The organism is Streptomyces sp. NBC_01445 (assembly GCF_035918235.1).
Classification (GTDB): Bacteria; Actinomycetota; Actinomycetes; order Streptomycetales; family Streptomycetaceae; genus Streptomyces.
Genome location: NZ_CP109486.1, coordinates 982517 through 998228 on the forward strand (window position 1 = coordinate 982517; position 15712 = coordinate 998228).

A 15712-nucleotide genomic window follows, 5' to 3' on the forward strand; every position below is an offset into this window, starting at 1 on the left:
GCTGGGGGAGATGTCAACTGCGCTTCCTTCTCCATGCGGTCAGGCCAGAACGGAACGGACGGCCGCGACCACGTCGTCCGCGGCGGGCAGCACAGCGCGCTCCAGGTCGGGGTGGAACGGGACGTGCACGTCCTCGCGGCTCACCAGGCGCGGCGGGGCGAGCAGCGAGTAGAACTCGTCGTCGGACGAGAGGAGTTCGGTGATCAGTCCGGCGCCGAAGCTGCTCGTACGGTTGTCCTCCTGCACCACGACCAGGCGCCCGGTGCGGCGCACGGAGGCGGCGACGGTCTTCCGGTCGAGCGGCACCAGCCAGCGCAGGTCGATGACGTCGGCCGCGACGCCGTCGGCCGCGAGGCTCCCGGCGGCGTCGAGGGCGAGTTCGGTCCCGTTGCCCCAGCTGACGACGGTGACGTCGTCGCCAGTACGCAGGGTGCGGGCGCCGAGCGCGGGTGCGGGCCGCCCAGCCGGCTCCCGGCGCTGCCGCATCAGGTGCTTGGGCAGCAGGATCAGCGTCGGATCGGGTGCGGTGAACGACTCCAGGAAGGCGGCCTCGGTGTCCTCGGGGGTGGAGGGGACGACGACGCGCAGTCCGGGCAGGTGGGTGAACAGGCTCTCGTTGCTCTGGCTGTGCCAGATTCCGCCGCCCGGCAGATAGCCGCCCCAGGGTGCGTAGATGACGACGGGGCACTGCCATGCGGAGACCGTGCGCCAGCGCAGTGTGGTGAGCTGGGCGGCGAGCTGGTTGAAGGCGGGGCCGGCGAAGTCGATGAACTGGAGCTCCACGACGGGCCGCATGCCGGCGGCGGCGAGCCCCACGGCGGCGCCGACGATGGTGGCCTCGGCGAGCGGCGCGTTGGTCATGCGCTCGCCCGCAACCTTGCCGAGCCCCTTGGTGAAGCCGAAGACGCCGCCCTTGGGATCGTCGATGTCCTCGCCGAACAGGACGAGTTCGGGGTGGCGTTCCAGGCCGGTCGCCAGGGCCCGGTTGACGGCGGACACCATCGTTCCGCCGCACGGCTCGGTGAGCGGTCCGGCGGCCGGTTCCTGTCCGGCGGGGTGCGCCGTCTCGCTCGCCGGCGCGAACAGATGCTCCATGATCAGCTTCGGATCCGCGGCCGGCTCGGCGGCGACCCGCGCGAAGACCGCTTCGACCTCGTCGGCTTGCCGGGCCCGCGTGCGCTCCAGCCATGCCTCGTCGACGGCGCCCTCCGCGAGCAGCCGTGCGGTGAAGATCTCCACCGGGTCGCGCAGGGTGGCGAGGTCCTCGCTGCTGCGGTAGACGCGGTGGTCGTCGGAGGACGTGTGCGGGTCGAGCCGGTCGAGGTGGCACCACAGCACGACGGGCCCCTCGCCGCCCCGCACGGCGCTCAGCGCTTCGCGGGAGGCGGCGTGCAGGGCGTCGGGATCGGCGCCGTCGACCACGGTCGTGCGCTCCTGGGGCAGCAGGCCGAGCGCGTGCGGAGACATGTGCTCGGTCGGCGTGGAGATCCCGTAGCCGTTGTCGGAGACGAGGAAGACGACGGGCAGCCGCCGCTCCACCGCGAAGGCGACCGCCTCGAAGAACTCGCCCTGCCGGGTGGAGGCGTCGCCGATGGAGCAGACGACCGCTTGTTCACGGCCCATCAACTGGGCGGCCCAGGCGGCTCCCACGGCGGGCAGGCACTGGCTTCCGGTCGGGCTCGCGATCGAGAAGACATTTCCCGAACGGTGGCCGAAGTGGGCGCTCATATTGCGCCCCGCCGAATGCGATCCGGCCTTGGCCATCAGATCGCGTGCCTGACCCTCGGTATTCATTCCGCGGGCCATGAGAACAGTGCGGTCGCGGTAGTGGGGAAAGATCAGATCCTGCGGATCCAACAGCTCACAGAGGGCGGCCAGACCCTCGTGACCTGCGGAGGAAATATGGAACCAGGCCTCGCCCTGACGAAGCACGATGCCCGATCTGCGGTCGCATTCCCGCGAGAGCAGCATCAGTTCGAGGAAGTCAGCCCGCCGCTGCGCGGGTATCCCCGATGGCCGGGATTCCTTCGTCCGATTCTTCACAGTCAAATCGTGCCGTGTCGCCCGGGTCCCGAGCATCGCCCCCAATAGCCAATTCGTGGAGGGGTGTTGATACCTCGTAGGAGTGAGTCCCGGGAATTCGGCTACGGAAAAATAGTGAGCCCTCCCTCCCGGGAGGGAGGGCATCCGGGAGGGAGGGGGGCATGGCCCGCGCCCGCGGAGCCGGTCGGCTCACCCGCAGGACGAGGGGGTGTCCGACGGTGCGGCCGCGTTCTCGGGTCAGGCGGGGACGGCGGAGGCGAGGGGCTCGGGGTGCGCCATGAGGATGGACCGCTGGAGCCTGCCGAGGGCCGTCGACGGCTCGAGGCCCAACTCCCGTACGAGGGTGGCGCGCAGTCGCTGGTAGACGTTCAGGGCCTCCCCGCGACGCCCCGAGCGGTGCAGCGCGAGCATGAACTGGCCGTGCAGGCTCTCGTGCATCGGGTACTGGTTGACCAGCACGGTCAGTTCGGACAGCAGCTCGCGGTGCCGGCCGAGCCGCAGGTCCGCCTCGATGCGCTGGTCGAGGGCGCACAGACGGGTCTCCTGGAGCCGCCTGACCTCGAGGGTGATCTGGCTGCCGGCCTGGACGTCGGCGAGCGCGGATCCGGTCCACAGTGACAGCGCGTCGCGCAGCCGCTTGGCGGCACCCGCGTAGTCCTCGGCGTCCATGGCCCGGTACCCGGCGCCCGCGCGGCGTTCCAGTTCCTGGAAGTCGAGGGTGCCGCCGCGGGTCTCGAGGCGGTAGCCGCCCGGCAGCGTGACCAGGATGTCCTTGGCGGTCGCCTGCTCGTCCCCGCCCCGGTCCAGCGCCTCCCCGATCAGCTCGCGCAGTTGCAGGATGTAGGTCTGCAGCGTGGTGCGGGCGCTGCGGGGTGGCGTCTCGTCCCACAACTCCTCTATCAGCGTGCACACCGGTACGACGTGGTCCGCGTTCAGCGCGAGCAGCGCCAGGACCTGGCGGGGCTTGGGTGCGGTCGGCGCGATCGAGATGCCGTGCTCTCGCACCGACAACGGGCCCAGTACTTCGATGTCCATCGTTTCTCCCCTGTGGGTGCAAGCTGGTCGGCGCATGCAGGGTCCAGCTCCGGCACGGGATGAGCGTGCCGCGGCATCTGAACCCACCACAAATAAAAAAACAGCACGGTCGGTTTGTCAATCCGAACCGTGTAGTCTTTTTTCTCATGAGCCCCCAGCCACACGGGAATCGCCTGTCACAGAGCGCGGCCGGACACCTCGCCGCGGACGGCGGTCAGACACCCGTCGTTGCATGTGGGACGCGACGCGGCCGCACTCCAGCGCCCCGTCCCGGCGAACAGCCGAGGCACGGACTCCAGCTGGTATCCGCCGTGCTCCAGCAGCACCACACCCCCGGGACGCAGCAGCCGGCTCGCCGTCAGCTCCATCGCGCGGATCATCTGAAGACCGCCCTCACCTGCCCAAAGAGCCAGCGGGGGATCGTAGTTGAGGACCTCCGGGGAACTGGTGCGCAGCCCGATGGGAATGTAGGGCGGGTTGGTGACGACCAGGTCGACGGTGCCGTCGAGCTCGGGGAAGGCGTCCCGCGCGTCACCCTGCACGATCTTTGCTCCCGTGCCGTGGGCGTTGCGTACGGCGACCCGCACCGCGGCCTGCGCGAGTTCGATCCCGTACACCCTGGCCTGCGGGACGCGACGGGCGATGCTGACCGCCATCGTGCCGGGCCCGGCACAGAGATCGACCACCAAAGGAGACCGAATTCCGGCCTGAAACAGACCATGAAGTCTGTTTACTGCGTCGTCCACGATCTCCGCGGTCTCCGGCTTGGGCACGAAGACCCCGGGCGCCAGCTCGAAGCGGTGTCCCATGAACCAGGCGTGGCCCACGATGCGTTCGGCCGGTTCGCGGGCGGCACGCCGCTCCACATACGTCCACAAGTCCGCCGGGACCGGCCCCCGCAGCTGTCCGTCCAGGTCGTCGGGGGTCACCCGGACCGCGTGGGCTGCCAGGAGCCGGGCGTCGTCGCGCGCCGCCGCCTCCCCGATGCCCGCCGCGACGAGCCGTTCGACGGCGAGGTCCAGTGCGGCGGAGAGCGTCGTCGGCGTGGCCCCGGCCGGCCGTGCGGCGGTCGTCACGAGGCCCTCCGCTCCGGCTCGCCGGCGGCCGGGCCGCCCGTCGCGATCCACTCGTCCTCCAGGCGGCACGTCTCGGCGATGATCGTGTCGTACAGGCTCCGCAGGAACGCGGGGTCGATGCCGTGCTCCTGCGCGTACCGCGCGGCGCGGCCCTGCACCGTGGCGATGCGGTGCGGCTGCATCATCGCCACGTCGTGGACGCGCTTGTACTCGCCGATGCGCAGGCAGATCTCCAGCCGCTCGCGCACCGCGTCGAGCAGGCCGGCGTCGACGGCGTCGAGCCGGGCGCGCAGCGACTCCAGATCCTCGGCCGCGTCCGCGGGTCCGATACGTAGTGACATGACGATTCCTCTCTCGATGAAGAACTAGGGGGCAAGGTGTTCGAGCACTGTGTGGTGGCGGGCGGTACCGGCGAGGTGGGGCGGATGTTCGCCGGCCGGCTTGCGGACTCGGGGGCACAGGTCCTCTGCCTCGACCCGGCGGCCTCGGCGCCCGCCGCCCTGGCCGACGACATCCGCGCTCCCGGCCCCGAGGCCGCCAGGGCCATCGCGGCGGCCGACCTGGTGCTGCTCGCCGTGCCGGAGCCGGTGGCACTGGACGCGATCGGCCCCGTGACCCGGCTGATGCGCACCGACGCCCTGTTCGCGGACACGCTGTCGGTGAAGGGCGGCATCGCCGAGCGCCTGCACGCCCTGGCGCCCGGCATCCAGGCGGTGGGGCTCAACCCGATGTTCGCGCCGTCGCTGCCCCTGCCGGGCCGGCCGGTGGCCGCGGCCACCGTCACCGACGGTCCCGCCGTCCGGGCGTTCCTGGCGCTGATCGCCGGGTGGGGCGCCCGGGTGGTCGAGATGTCCGCGCAGGAGCACGACGCGCTGACGGCCGCGCAGCAGGCGGCCACGCACGCGGCCGTCCTCGCCTTCGGCCTGGCGCTGGGAGAGCTCGGTGCGGACATCGGGGCGCTGCGCGCCACGGCGCCGCCGCCGCACCGCACGCTGCTCCAGCTCCTCGCCCGGATCTCCTCCGGCACCCCGGAGGTGTACTGGGACGTCCAGTCCGGCAACCCGCACGCGCAGGCCGCCCGGCGCGCCGTGGGCCACGGCCTGGAGCGGCTCGGCCGGGCGGTCGCGAGCGGCGACCCGTCGGCGTTCGAGATGCTCGTCGAGGAGCTGCGCGCCACGCTCGGAGAGCGGCACAGGACCGAACTGGCCGATGCCTGCGCCGAGTTGTTCGCACAGCTGCGGTGAGGGCGGGCCGGGCCGGCCCGCCCTCCGACGGCGGTCACCGCACGCTGCCGGCCAGGAGTTCGCGCGTCCCGGCCGGGGCGACGGCTTGTGCCTGACGCAGCGCGCGCAGCGTGGTGCGGGCCTTGAGGAGCATCTCCTGCACCTCGTCGTCCGGGTCGGACAGCGCGATGACCGCGCCGCCCACACCGATGGTGGCGGCGTCCGCGGTGGCGACGATCGTACGGATGACGATGCTGAGGTCGACGGCCCCGCTCAGGGCGAAGTAGCCGAGCGCCCCGGAGTAGACGCCGCGCGGCCCGTCCTCGAGGTGGTCGATGAACTGCATGGTGCGCACCTTCGGCGCCCCTGTCATCGAACCGCCGGGGAACGCGGCGCGCACGGCCTCCGGCCGCGAGACATCCGCCGCGAGGCGTCCCCGTACGGTGCTCACCAGCTGATGCACGGTCGCGTACGACTCGACGTCGAACAGCTTCGGCACATGGACGCTGCCGATCTCGCAGACCTGCCCGAGATCGTTGCGGACCAGGTCCACGATCATCAGGTTCTCCGAGCGGTCCTTCTCGGCCGCGGCCAGGCCCCGGGCAAGGGCCTCGTCCTCGGCCGGGGTGGCACCGCGCGGCCTGGTGCCCTTGATCGGCTTGGACTCGGCGGTGCCCGCCGCGTCGATGCGCAGATACCGCTCGGGCGAGGACGAGAGCACGGCGCCCTCGGGGAACTGCAGGTACGCGGCGTACGGCGCCGGGCTGATGGCACGCAGCGCCCGGTAGGCGGTGAGCGGGTCGACCCGGCCGGGCACGCGCAGCAGGTTGGTCAGGCACACCTCGTAGGTCTCGCCGTCGCGGATGAGACGCCGGCACTCCTCGACCAGCTCCCGGTACTCGGCGGCGTCGTGCCGGAACTCCACGTCCAGCGGCAGCAGTTCCTCGTCGGGCAGCAGGCGGAAGGGCGGGCGGGGCACGGTGCCGGCCAGGGCGCGGGCCGCGTCGGCGAGCCAGTCGTCGGCGTCGCGGGCGCTGGCCGGGTGCCGGTCGCTGCTCAGCGCGAGCAGCCAGGCCCGGCCGTCGGCGTGGTCGACGGCGACCATCCGGTCCGCGAACACGAAGGCGCCGTCGGGCAGTTCGGCCGTGTGGGTGCGGTCGCCGCCGCTGTCGGCCTTGGTCTCGTATCCCAGGTAGCCGACGTAGCCGAGGTTGAACTCGAAGGGCAGCTCCGGTGCGGGGGTGCTGCGCGCGGCCAGCTCGCGCTCCAGGTGCGCGAAGAGCGTGCCGGGCCGCCGCAGCACCTCGTCACCCGAGCGGTCACGCACCCGCACCAGCCGTTCGGCGACGTCGTAGGTGAGGATCTCGCCGAGCGGGCCCTGGGGCGCGCCGAGGAAGGTGAAGCGGGACAGGCCCGGGTCGACGCGGCTGCTGTCCAGCCAGAAGCGGGCCGGGGCATCCCCGAAGAGCTCCTCGAACGCGGCGTCGGCGTCCGGCGCCTCGGCCAGCTCCCGCACATGCAGCCGCAGACCGCCGGGCCCGCCCGGCCGGTCCTGCCGGGTGTCGTCGCCGGCCACGCCGGGCACCTCGACGCCCAGCGGGGCCCGTCCAAGGGCGCGCAGGCTCAGGTCGCGGAAGTTGGCGAGCAGCCGGTGGCCGTACTCGCTGCTCACGGACTCCGGATGGAACTGCACGCCCCAGCGCGGTGCGCTTCGATGCCGTACGGCCATCAGCAGGCCGTCCCGCGTCGACGCCGTGGGCTCCAGTTCGGCGGGCAGTTCGTGGACGGTGAGCGAGTGGTAGCGCACCACGCGCAGCGGCGAGGGGATCTCGGCGAACAGTTCGCGTCCGTCGTGCTCGATCCGGCTGGTGCGTCCGTGCACGGGTTCGGGTGCGTGCCCCACCTCGCCGCCGCCCAGCAGGCACAGCGCCTGGTGCCCGAGACACACGCCGAGCAGCGGCAGGTCCCACTCCTCGATGACCCGCCGGCTGAGTCCGAGGTCGGTGTCGGTGCCGGGGTGGCCGGGTCCCGGGGAGACGACGACGTTGTCGAAGTCGGCCGGGTCCAGCGCCGCCCAGGCTGCGTGGTCGTCGTTCTTGATGACGACGGGGACCTCGGCGTTCACCTCGGCCAGCATCTGGAAGAGGTTGTAGGTGAACGAGTCGTAGTTGTCGATCAGCAGGGTTCGTACGGTACGCACGGCTGCCCCCTCGGTCTCAGGCTCGCCGCACGGTCAGCGGGAGGTTCCGCACACCGAGCAGCCCGTCGCGGTGGTAGCGCAGTTGCGCGCCGGGAGTGATGCGTATGTCGGCGAAGCGGTCGAGGAGCGCCTCCAGCGCGATGCGGCCTTCCATACGGGCGAGCGGGGCGCCGAGGCAGTAGTGGATGCCGTGGCCGAAAGCGATCTGCTGGCGCGCCTCGCGCGTGGGGTCGAAGCGCTCGGGCTCCGGGAAGGACCGCTCGTCGTGGTTGGCGGACAGGAGCGAGGGGACGACCATGCGGCCGGCCGGGATGGTGACCCCGGCGAGCTCGGTCTCCTGGGTGGTGACCCGCGCCATGACGGTGATCGGCGGACGCAGGCGCATCACCTCCTCGATGACGGCCGGGACGATCCCGCGGTCGGCCCTCACCTGGGCGGCGGCCCCGGGGTTCTCCTCCAGGCACAGCACGGTGTTGCCGAGCATCATGGAGGTGGAGACGTGTCCGGCCATGAGCAACAGGCCGCCGAACTCGACTATTTGAGAGTCTGTCAGGGTCTCGCCCTCGACCTCGGCGGCGACCAGCTTGGAGATCAGGTCGTCCCCGGGGTGCTTCCTGCGGTCGTGGACGTGCCCGAGCAGATACTCGTGCATCGCCTTCATCGGCTCCTTGACGAGCTTCTCGTAGTCCTCGCCCGCCTCGTCGCCGAACTGCATGTCCGCCGGGTCCTCGACCTGCATCGACAGCATCCGGTCGGACCAGGAGCGAAACAGGGCGCGGTCCTCGGCCGGTACGCCGAGCAGCTCGGCGATGACGATGACCGGCAGCGGGTACGCGAAGTCGGCGACCAGGTCGAAGGAGTCGCCCTCGATCCCGTCGAGCAGCTGCCCGGCGAGCTCCACGACCCGCGGTTCGAGGTCGGCGATCGTCCGCGGCGTGAACGCCTTGCTGACGAGCTGGCGCAGCTTCCGGTGCAACGGCGGGTCGATCACCGAGAGGATCTCCTCGGTGAGTGCCTCGGAGTCGGGGCGCAGCCGCTGCAGTTCGGAGGAGAACACGGCCGGGTCCGCGGAGACGGCGAGCACGTCGGCGTGCCGGTGGACGTGGAACACCCCGTACTCGTCCTCGTGGACGGGATGTTCGTCACGCATGTTCCGCAGCCAGCCGAAGAGTTGGTGTCCGCCGTCCTCGACGGTCGGCCGGGGGGCGGGCAAGGTCTTCTGGGCCATCGAGGGGGTCTCCTTCGCGGGTTCGGTCCAGGGGGCGGGCCGGCGGCCCGGTTCGGTGCCCGGTTCAGTGCCGGGCCGGGGCGGCGACGGGGAGCGGCTGCAGCGCGTACGGATCGACGGTGTCGGCCGGGTGGTGCTCGATCTGCAGCCGGCTGCCGAGGCCGTGCTCGGCCGCCGCTTCCAGGAAGACCTCCATGGCCAGGGCGTCCTCGAAGGCGAATCCGGTCGAGTCGAAGACGGTCAGCGCGCCGCGGCGCTCGTGGGCCAGGGCGGGTTCGGCGGCGAGCCGGGTCAGGCCGGGCCCCGTCTGGTGCGGTGCGAGCCGCTGGCACTCGCCTTCGCGGTGGGCCTGCTCGGGGTGGTCGGCGGTGACGAAGGCCCGGCGCAGCAGCGAGAGCGGCAGTTCGGTCTTGCCGATGAGGTCGGCGCCGACGGCGTTGATGTGCAGGTGCTCGCGGTGCGGGCCGTCGGGGAGCACCGGACCGCCGCCGGTGGGCACCGAAGTGGCCGTGGTGATGATGTCCGCCTCGGCGGCGATCCGTGCGGGGTCCGCGCACTGAACGGGGATCCCGGTGAACGCGGCGCGGCGCGCGAAGCTGTCGCGGTGCGCCGGATCCGTGTCCCACACCAGGACCCGCTCCAGCGGGAACACGAGGGACAGCGCGTGGAGTTGGGTGACCGCCTGGGCGCCGGCGCCGATCAGGCCGAGGGTGCGGCTGTCGGGGCGGGCGAGCAGCCGGCTCGCGACGGCCGAGGCGGCGCCGGTGCGCAGGGCGGTGAGCAGCACGCCGTCCATCAGGGCGGTGAGGGCGCCGGTGCTGTCGTCGTAGCGGGCGACCGTGCCGATGATGGTGGGCAGCCCGAAGTGCTTGGGGTTGCCGGGGCTGTAGCCGACGGTCTTGAGGGTGATGCTGTCGCCCGGGTCGCGGTGCGGCATCCACTCGAAGATGCCGCGCACCGGCTCCGTACGCTCGAATCCGTCGCGCAGGGGCGACAGTTCGCGCGCGCCGCGGCCGATCTCGGCGAACCCCTCGGCGAGCCGGTCGATGATCCGGCCCATCAGGTCGTCGCGCCCGACGGCGGCCACGATCTCCGCGATGTCGTGCCTGCTCAGGACCCAGGTCTCCATCGGGTGTGCTCCCATTTCTTCGGCCGCTCTCGGCATGGCTTCCATCAGCCCGTACGTCGGCATCGTGGTCGTCCCTGCTGACGCAGGGCTGATCGCCGCCTGACGCGCCCGGCGGCCGCGGCGCCCGTACATCAGCGGCGCGTCAACGCCCCTGCTCAGACTTGGCCGGACGCGAACGGCGGAAGGATGAGCGATGCTGGACGGATGCGTTCCCTGGCCCGAGGAGCTGGCCTCGCGATATCGCGAGGCCGGGTACTGGCGGGGTGAGACGCTCGGTGCACTGCTGCGGCGGTGGGCCGACGAGTACGGCGACCGGGAGGCCCTGGTCAGCGCGGACGGGCGACGCCGCATCACGTACCGCGCCCTGGACGAGTGGTGCGACCGGCTCGCCGCGGGTTTCGCGGCGCGCGGCACAGCCCCCGGCGACCGGGTGCTGGTGCAACTGCCGAACACCCCCGACTTCGTGGCGGTCTGCTTCGCGCTGTTCCGCCTGGGGGCGCTGCCGGTGTTCGCGCTGCCGGCCTACCGCGACAACGAGATCCGACACCTGGCCGAGCTGTCCGGCGCGAGCACGTACATCGTGCCGGACACGTTCAACGGCTTCGACCACCGTGATCTCGCGCGGTCGATGCAGGAACAACTCCCCCAGATCTCCCAGGTGTTCGTCGCGGGTGACCCGGGCGAGGACTGCACGGCGCTGGCCGAGGTGGACGCCGAACCGGTGGACCTCCCCGGGCCGGACGCGTCGGACGTGGCGTTCTTCCTGCTGTCCGGGGGTACGACGGCGCTGCCGAAGCTGATCCCGCGCACCCATGACGACTACGCCTACCAGACACGGATCACCGGCGAGATCTGCGGCCTGGACTCCTCGACCGTCTATCTGGCGGTCCTGCCGGTCGAGTTCAACTTCCCGTGGGGCTGCCCCGGCATCATCGGCACGCTGCGGGTCGGCGGCCGCGTCGTCTTCGCCGAGACTCCCCAGCCGCTGGCCTGTTTCCCGTTGATCGAGCGGGAGCGCGTCACGCTCACCTCGGTCATCCCGACGATCGTCCATCTGTGGCTGGCGGCCGTCGAGGAGGGCCACGAGCACGACCTGAGCAGTCTCGATGTCCTCCAGGTGGGCAGCGCCAAGCTGCACGACGAGGTGGCGGCCCGCATCGAGCCGCTCCTCGGCGTACGGCTCCAGCAGGTCTTCGGCATGGCGGAGGGCCTGCTCACCTTCACGCGCTACGACGATCCGCACGACACGATCCTCACGACGCAGGGCCGTCCGGTCTCCCCGGCCGACGAGATCCACGTCGTGGACACGGACGGCGCGGACGTGCCCCTCGGCGGCATCGGCGAACTGCTCACCCGGGGCCCGTACACGCTGCGCGGCTACTACCGGGCGCCCGAGCACAACGAGCGGGCCTTCACCGAGGACGGTTTCTACCGCAGCGGCGACCTGGTGCGCCGCACCGCGGGCGGGGAGATCGTGATCGAGGGCCGGGTCAAGGACGTCGTCATCCGCGGTGGCGACAAGGTCTCGGCCACCGAGATCGAGGGTCATCTGACGGCTCACCCGGACGTCCAGCAGGCGGCGGTCGTGGCGATGCCCGATCCGGTGCTCGGCGAGAAGGTCTGCGCGTACGTCATCGCGGCACCGGGCCGTCCCGCGCCGAAGCTGCCGGTGCTGCGCGAACTGCTGCGCTCGCGGGGCCTTGCCTCCTACAAGCTGCCGGACCGCGTCGAGGCCGTCGGCACCTTCCCGCTGACGGGTCTGAACAAGGTCGACAAGAAGGTCCTGCGCGCCCGCATCGCGGACAAGCTGGAGCGGCTCGCCAGGGAGGCGGCATGAGCGCCGTGGCCCTGGGCGGGGGCACCTACCGCGTCCCGTTCGCCCGGCGGGGCAGCGTCCTCGGCGAGGCCGATCTCGCGGCCCTGGCCGAACTCGTGCGTGCCGAGGGCACGTTGACGGCGGGCGTGTGGCGCGACCGGTTCGAGGAACGTTTCCGGAAGCGGATCGGCGCCCGTCACGCGCTCACCGTCACCAGCGGCACGGTCGCCCTGGAACTGGCGACCAGGCTCCTCGACCTGGCCCCGGGCGACGAGGTGATCGCGACCCCGCAGACCTTCCAGGCCACGATCCAACCCCTGCTGAACCACGACGTGCGAGTCCGCTTCTGCGACGTGGACCCCGACACGCTGAACATGGACCCGGACGTCCTCGAGACCTTGATCACGGACCGCACGCGGGCCGTCTTCCTGGTCCACTACGGCGGCAATCCGGCCGACATGGACCGGATCATGGCGATCGCCCGCCGGCACGGTGCGATCGTGGTCGAGGACAGCGCCCACGGCATCGGCGCCCTCTACAAGGGACGCCACCCGGGCGCCCTGGCCGACATCGGCTGTTTCAGCTTCCACTCCACCAAGAACATCACCACCCTCGGCGAGGGCGGAATGATCACCCTGGCCCGCGACGAGTGGGCCGAGCGCGTGCTGCGCATCCGCGACAACGAGGTGGACGGCGTGTACACGGCGCGCACCGACCTGGCCGGCGAACCTCCCGCCCTGCTGCCGTGGATGAAGTTCGCCGACGCCGTGTACGGGCGCACGGCGGTCGGTATCCGCGGTGCGGGCACCAACGCCACGATGTCCGAGGCGGCGGCCGCCGTCGGCGTGGTGCAACTGGACTCGCTGGACCGCTTCGTGGAGCGGCGCAGGTGGATCGCGAGCCGCCTCGACGAGGCCCTGTCGGCGTTCCCGGGCGTACGCCTGCACCGCGCGACGCCGGACAGCCGGCATGCCTATCACCTGTACACGTTCTTCCTGACCGACGGACGGGAGGTGCGCGAGCACTTCGTGCGCGCGGTCGACCTGCTCGGCGTGGAGGTCCAGCTGCGGTACTTCCCGCTCCATCTGTCCCCGGAGTGGCGCCTGCGCGGACACGGCGCGGGCGAGTGCCCGAACGCCGAACGCGTGTGGTTCGAGGAGCACATGAACCTGCCCTGCCATCCGGGCCTGACGGATGATCAGGTCGATCACCTGGTGACGTCGGTGACCCAGGCACTGCACGAGGCGTACGAGAAGGCGAGCCTGGCCCGTATCGCGTGACCGCGTGCGCACGCCCCCGAGAAGACCTCCGAGCGAAGCCGATCGAAGCGAAGGACCGGACATGCCCTACATCGACGTCAAGATCTACGACCGCCGGCTCACCCCGGAGTCGGAGCGCGCCCTGATCGAGCGACTCACGCAGGCCACGGTGGACGTCTTCGGCGAGGACATCCGCGCGCAGACCTGGATCACCCTGACGGGGATCCCCGCGGAGCGCTGGGGCATCGCGGGGACACCGGGTTCCTAAGACTTGATCCGTAATTCACCAGAGGGTGAGCTGCGGGTCGCAGCCGGGGCGCTGTCCGGGCTTTCCGGCGTGGTCACGCACGGGGCGTGGCTCATCCAGGGTCGCTCGGGGCCGCCGTCCGGCGGTTCGGGGAGCAGAGGTCTCACGGCGTTGCCGTGGGACTGCCGCATGACCAGCACCGCGAACGGTGGTCTGGCTCGGTGCGGTTGACTCCCGCAGGGCTTCTTCCAGCCCTTGTGCGAAAACGATCTGTGCGTGCCGGGACGAAGTGGTGTCCAGGTACGCGGCCTTGGGGTCGTCCACGTCGGTAAAGCGGACAAATGCGGCCAGGGTGGCGGATACGAGGTCGCGCTTCCCGGCGAGGCCGCACTCGATGCACTTGTGCTCGCGGTCCCGCAGGGTCTTCTTGACGCGCTCACCGCACAGGCAGTGCTGGGACAGGGCGGTTGACCAGGTGGAGGCCCGTACGAGACGGCCGCCCGCAGCCTGGCATTCGCGGTCAAGAGCGGCGATGAGCAGGCCGGGGGTGGTCTGGGAGAGGCGCTTTCCCCACAGCCGGTACCAGGTGCGGATGTCGCAGTCCTCCACCACGAGGACGGGGCCGTGGGCGGCGATGATCTCGCGGGCGACCTGGCGGGCGCGGAAACGGTGGTGCTCCGCCATCGAGGCTGCGTGTTCGGCCTGGCGGGCGCGCTGCTCCCGGTAGTTCACCGACAGCTGGTCGCGGCGGAACGCCTGCTTCGGCACCCCATCGACGCGGGCAGCGCGAGCACCACCAGGCACGGTGACGGCCTTGGGCTTGAGGCCCTTGGCGGCCCGCTGCTCTGCCCGTCGGGCCTGCTTCTTCGACGGCCCGTACTGCGCGGTGTTCGTCGCCCGGCGAGAACGCTCCAAAGCTCGTGCACGGCCGCGACGCTTCTTTGCTTCCCGCTCCAGAAGCGCCCGTTCCTCGGGGCTGAGGGTGATCTCGGTGGAGGCCGGGGCCCCGTCGGCGGGATCCAGGCTGGCGGGGAAGGAAGCGACGGAGACGTTGGAGACGTTGCCGTCCACTCCGCCGATCCGGTCCAGGGCGGCTGCCTGCTCGCGCCTCTCCCGCACGGCCGGGGCGGTGTAGCCGGGGCCGAGGATCATCAGGTGCGCCTCGTACACCCAGCCGCCCGGCGCGGACGCCTTGCGACGGCGTACGAGATCGACCTTGTGCCAGCGGCCGGGATTCGACAGGAAGTGTTCGACACGTGCCCACTGGCCGGGCTGCTGCGGGATGCGCACCGGTAGTACGAGGTCGCCCCGGCCGGAGTCGGGGCCTCCCGCGAACACCACGGCGAGCGGGCCGGTGTGGTCCCACCACGTCGCCTTCCGTGTTCCCGTCTTCCCCGACGCGAGGGTCTTGCCCGTGAGAACAGGGCCGGACGGCGCCGCCGGCACTCGCATCCGGCGAGGCTGCTGAACTGTGTACTGACCACCGTCGGTGTACGCCATCTTGTGGCCGTGGAGGGTGCCTACGAGGCGGAAAGTCTCCCACTTGCGGTCGGTGGTATGCGAGCGGGCACGGCCAGGGATGCGGGTGAAGTCGTGCCAGCGGCCCGTCTTCGGGCGACCGTGCCGCTTGCCGGTGGCGTCGGCGAACAGGTGCCACTGGACGCCGTTCCACACCTCGGCAGCCATGTGCATGGCCAGGGCCTTCGAGACGTGGTGCTTCAAGTGCCCCGAGGCATCGAGGTGCTTGTATGCGCACCGCTCCAGGGCCTCACGGTTGAGCCCTAGGCGCTGCCGTACGACTTTCGCCCCGTGCTCCTCGCGCTCGTGGAACGCGGTCCAGTAGGCATCGACCTTGGCGCGGGCGTCGCGCTGGACGGCCCGCTTGATCGACCACATGGAGCCGAACAGCCTCTTAATGCGGGCTAGGTCGGCGGGGTCGGTGATGGCCAGGGGCAGCACCATCACCGACACGTGCCCGTCGTCGGGCTTCTTCCACTTCGGGGCCTTGTTCTTTCCCCGGAACTTCCGCTGCGTCTGGGCAGCCTGCATGACCATCACCTCCCGTGACGAATTAGTTGACCTGCCACACGCTACGTGCTGGCGCTGCTGAACACGCTGGGCTTCAAGTACAACAACACCGCCTACCGGCCGGTGATGGACGCCATGAAGCTGCTGAAGAAGTACGCCGACGTCGACGGCAAAACCCGCTTCTACGACGCCACGGACGCCGTACCAATGGACGGCGGGGTGCACAAGGACTGGCGCGAGGCCGTCGTCGACGCAATGTCGAGCGCATCCCGTACGAGCTGTACGTCCTGGTCGCGCTGCGGGACGCGTTCGGTTTGCGGACACCATCTGGCGTCGTACGGAAGCCAAAGACCGGTGTCCTGTGCCAGCGAACCGTCACCGCTTGCCACTGGACTTGGACGACCAGCGGGCTCGTGCCACCGGACGTT

General features: G+C 71.2%; 12 protein-coding genes. 4 read left to right on the plus strand and 8 right to left on the minus strand.

From position 1 onward, the window contains the following. Positions 1 to 39 precede the first annotated feature (39 nt). From OG574_RS52340 to OG574_RS52355, 4 genes are all read right to left on the minus strand, one after another. Positions 40 to 2043, minus strand: a complete 2004-nt coding sequence (locus OG574_RS52340) for an alpha-ketoacid dehydrogenase subunit alpha/beta (protein WP_326779402.1) — start codon at positions 2041 to 2043, stop codon at positions 40 to 42. A 237-nt stretch (positions 2044 to 2280) separates the two neighbouring features. Beyond that, on the minus strand, positions 2281 to 3078 hold the full coding sequence (locus OG574_RS52345; RefSeq protein WP_326779403.1) for an AfsR/SARP family transcriptional regulator: 798 nt from the start codon (positions 3076 to 3078) through the stop codon (positions 2281 to 2283). 176 nt (positions 3079 to 3254) lie between these two features. Further along, entirely contained in the window at positions 3255 to 4154 is a 900-nt protein-coding gene (locus tag OG574_RS52350; protein WP_326779404.1) for a N5-glutamine methyltransferase family protein, read from the minus strand. Next, entirely contained in the window at positions 4151 to 4495 is a 345-nt protein-coding gene (locus OG574_RS52355; RefSeq protein WP_100598881.1) for a chorismate mutase family protein, read from the minus strand. The genes OG574_RS52350 and OG574_RS52355 overlap by 4 nt, the downstream gene beginning before the upstream one ends. Before the next feature lie 36 nt (positions 4496 to 4531). Between OG574_RS52355 and OG574_RS52360 the strand changes: the two genes are divergently transcribed. After that, positions 4532 to 5398 carry a prephenate dehydrogenase/arogenate dehydrogenase family protein gene (locus tag OG574_RS52360; protein ID WP_326779405.1) on the plus strand — a complete coding sequence of 289 codons (867 nt, stop codon included), beginning with the start codon at positions 4532 to 4534 and terminating at the stop codon, positions 5396 to 5398. A 34-nt stretch (positions 5399 to 5432) separates the two neighbouring features. On the opposite strand, the gene pabB is transcribed toward OG574_RS52360, so the two are convergent. The 3 genes from pabB to OG574_RS52375 all read right to left on the minus strand — a co-directional run bounded on the left by pabB (position 5433) and on the right by OG574_RS52375 (position 9934). Beyond that, complete coding sequence (pabB, locus tag OG574_RS52365) at positions 5433 to 7577, minus strand: aminodeoxychorismate synthase component I (RefSeq protein WP_326779406.1); 2145 nt, start codon at positions 7575 to 7577, stop codon at positions 5433 to 5435. A 16-nt stretch (positions 7578 to 7593) separates the two neighbouring features. Beyond that, positions 7594 to 8805, minus strand: a complete 1212-nt coding sequence (locus OG574_RS52370; protein WP_326779407.1) for a cytochrome P450 — start codon at positions 8803 to 8805, stop codon at positions 7594 to 7596. A 64-nt stretch (positions 8806 to 8869) separates the two neighbouring features. Then, the gene (locus OG574_RS52375) at positions 8870 to 9934 is read right to left on the minus strand and encodes an ornithine cyclodeaminase family protein (RefSeq protein WP_326779408.1); all 1065 of its coding nucleotides are present in this window, start codon (positions 9932 to 9934) and stop codon (positions 8870 to 8872) included. Between the two features lie 193 nt (positions 9935 to 10127). Here OG574_RS52375 and OG574_RS52380 point away from each other — a divergent pair, with 193 nt between their 5' ends. From OG574_RS52380 to OG574_RS52390, 3 genes are all read left to right on the plus strand, one after another. Next, positions 10128 to 11771: a (2,3-dihydroxybenzoyl)adenylate synthase gene (locus OG574_RS52380; protein ID WP_326779409.1), complete on the plus strand. Its 1644-nt coding sequence runs from the start codon at positions 10128 to 10130 to the stop codon at positions 11769 to 11771. Then, positions 11768 to 13030, plus strand: a complete 1263-nt coding sequence (locus tag OG574_RS52385) for a DegT/DnrJ/EryC1/StrS family aminotransferase (RefSeq protein ID WP_326779410.1) — start codon at positions 11768 to 11770, stop codon at positions 13028 to 13030. Before OG574_RS52380 ends, OG574_RS52385 begins: the two co-directional genes overlap by 4 nt. Before the next feature lie 61 nt (positions 13031 to 13091). Then, positions 13092 to 13277, plus strand: coding sequence for a tautomerase family protein (locus tag OG574_RS52390; protein WP_100598875.1), 186 nt, complete (start codon positions 13092 to 13094; stop codon positions 13275 to 13277). 15 nt (positions 13278 to 13292) lie between these two features. Here the strand turns inward: OG574_RS52390 and OG574_RS52395 are convergent, their stop codons facing one another. Then, complete coding sequence (locus OG574_RS52395; protein WP_326779411.1) at positions 13293 to 15305, minus strand: transposase; 2013 nt, start codon at positions 15303 to 15305, stop codon at positions 13293 to 13295. Between the last annotated feature and the right edge of the window lie 407 nt (positions 15306 to 15712).

Bases quoted from the DNA above. Each gene is read 5' to 3' on its own strand.
- OG574_RS52370 (WP_326779407.1), bottom strand. From the start codon at position 8,805: ATGGCCCAGAAGACCTTGCCCGCCCCCCGGCCGACCGTCGAGGACGGC.
- OG574_RS52345 (WP_326779403.1), bottom strand. From the start codon at position 3,078: ATGGACATCGAAGTACTGGGCCCGTTGTCGGTGCGAGAGCACGGCATC.
- OG574_RS52385 (WP_326779410.1), top strand. From the start codon at position 11,768: ATGAGCGCCGTGGCCCTGGGCGGGGGCACCTACCGCGTCCCGTTCGCC.
- OG574_RS52380 (WP_326779409.1), top strand. From the start codon at position 10,128: ATGCTGGACGGATGCGTTCCCTGGCCCGAGGAGCTGGCCTCGCGATAT.
- OG574_RS52395 (WP_326779411.1), bottom strand. From the start codon at position 15,305: ATGCAGGCTGCCCAGACGCAGCGGAAGTTCCGGGGAAAGAACAAGGCC.
- OG574_RS52375 (WP_326779408.1), bottom strand. From the start codon at position 9,934: ATGGAGACCTGGGTCCTGAGCAGGCACGACATCGCGGAGATCGTGGCC.
- OG574_RS52390 (WP_100598875.1), top strand. From the start codon at position 13,092: ATGCCCTACATCGACGTCAAGATCTACGACCGCCGGCTCACCCCGGAG.
- OG574_RS52355 (WP_100598881.1), bottom strand. From the start codon at position 4,495: ATGTCACTACGTATCGGACCCGCGGACGCGGCCGAGGATCTGGAGTCG.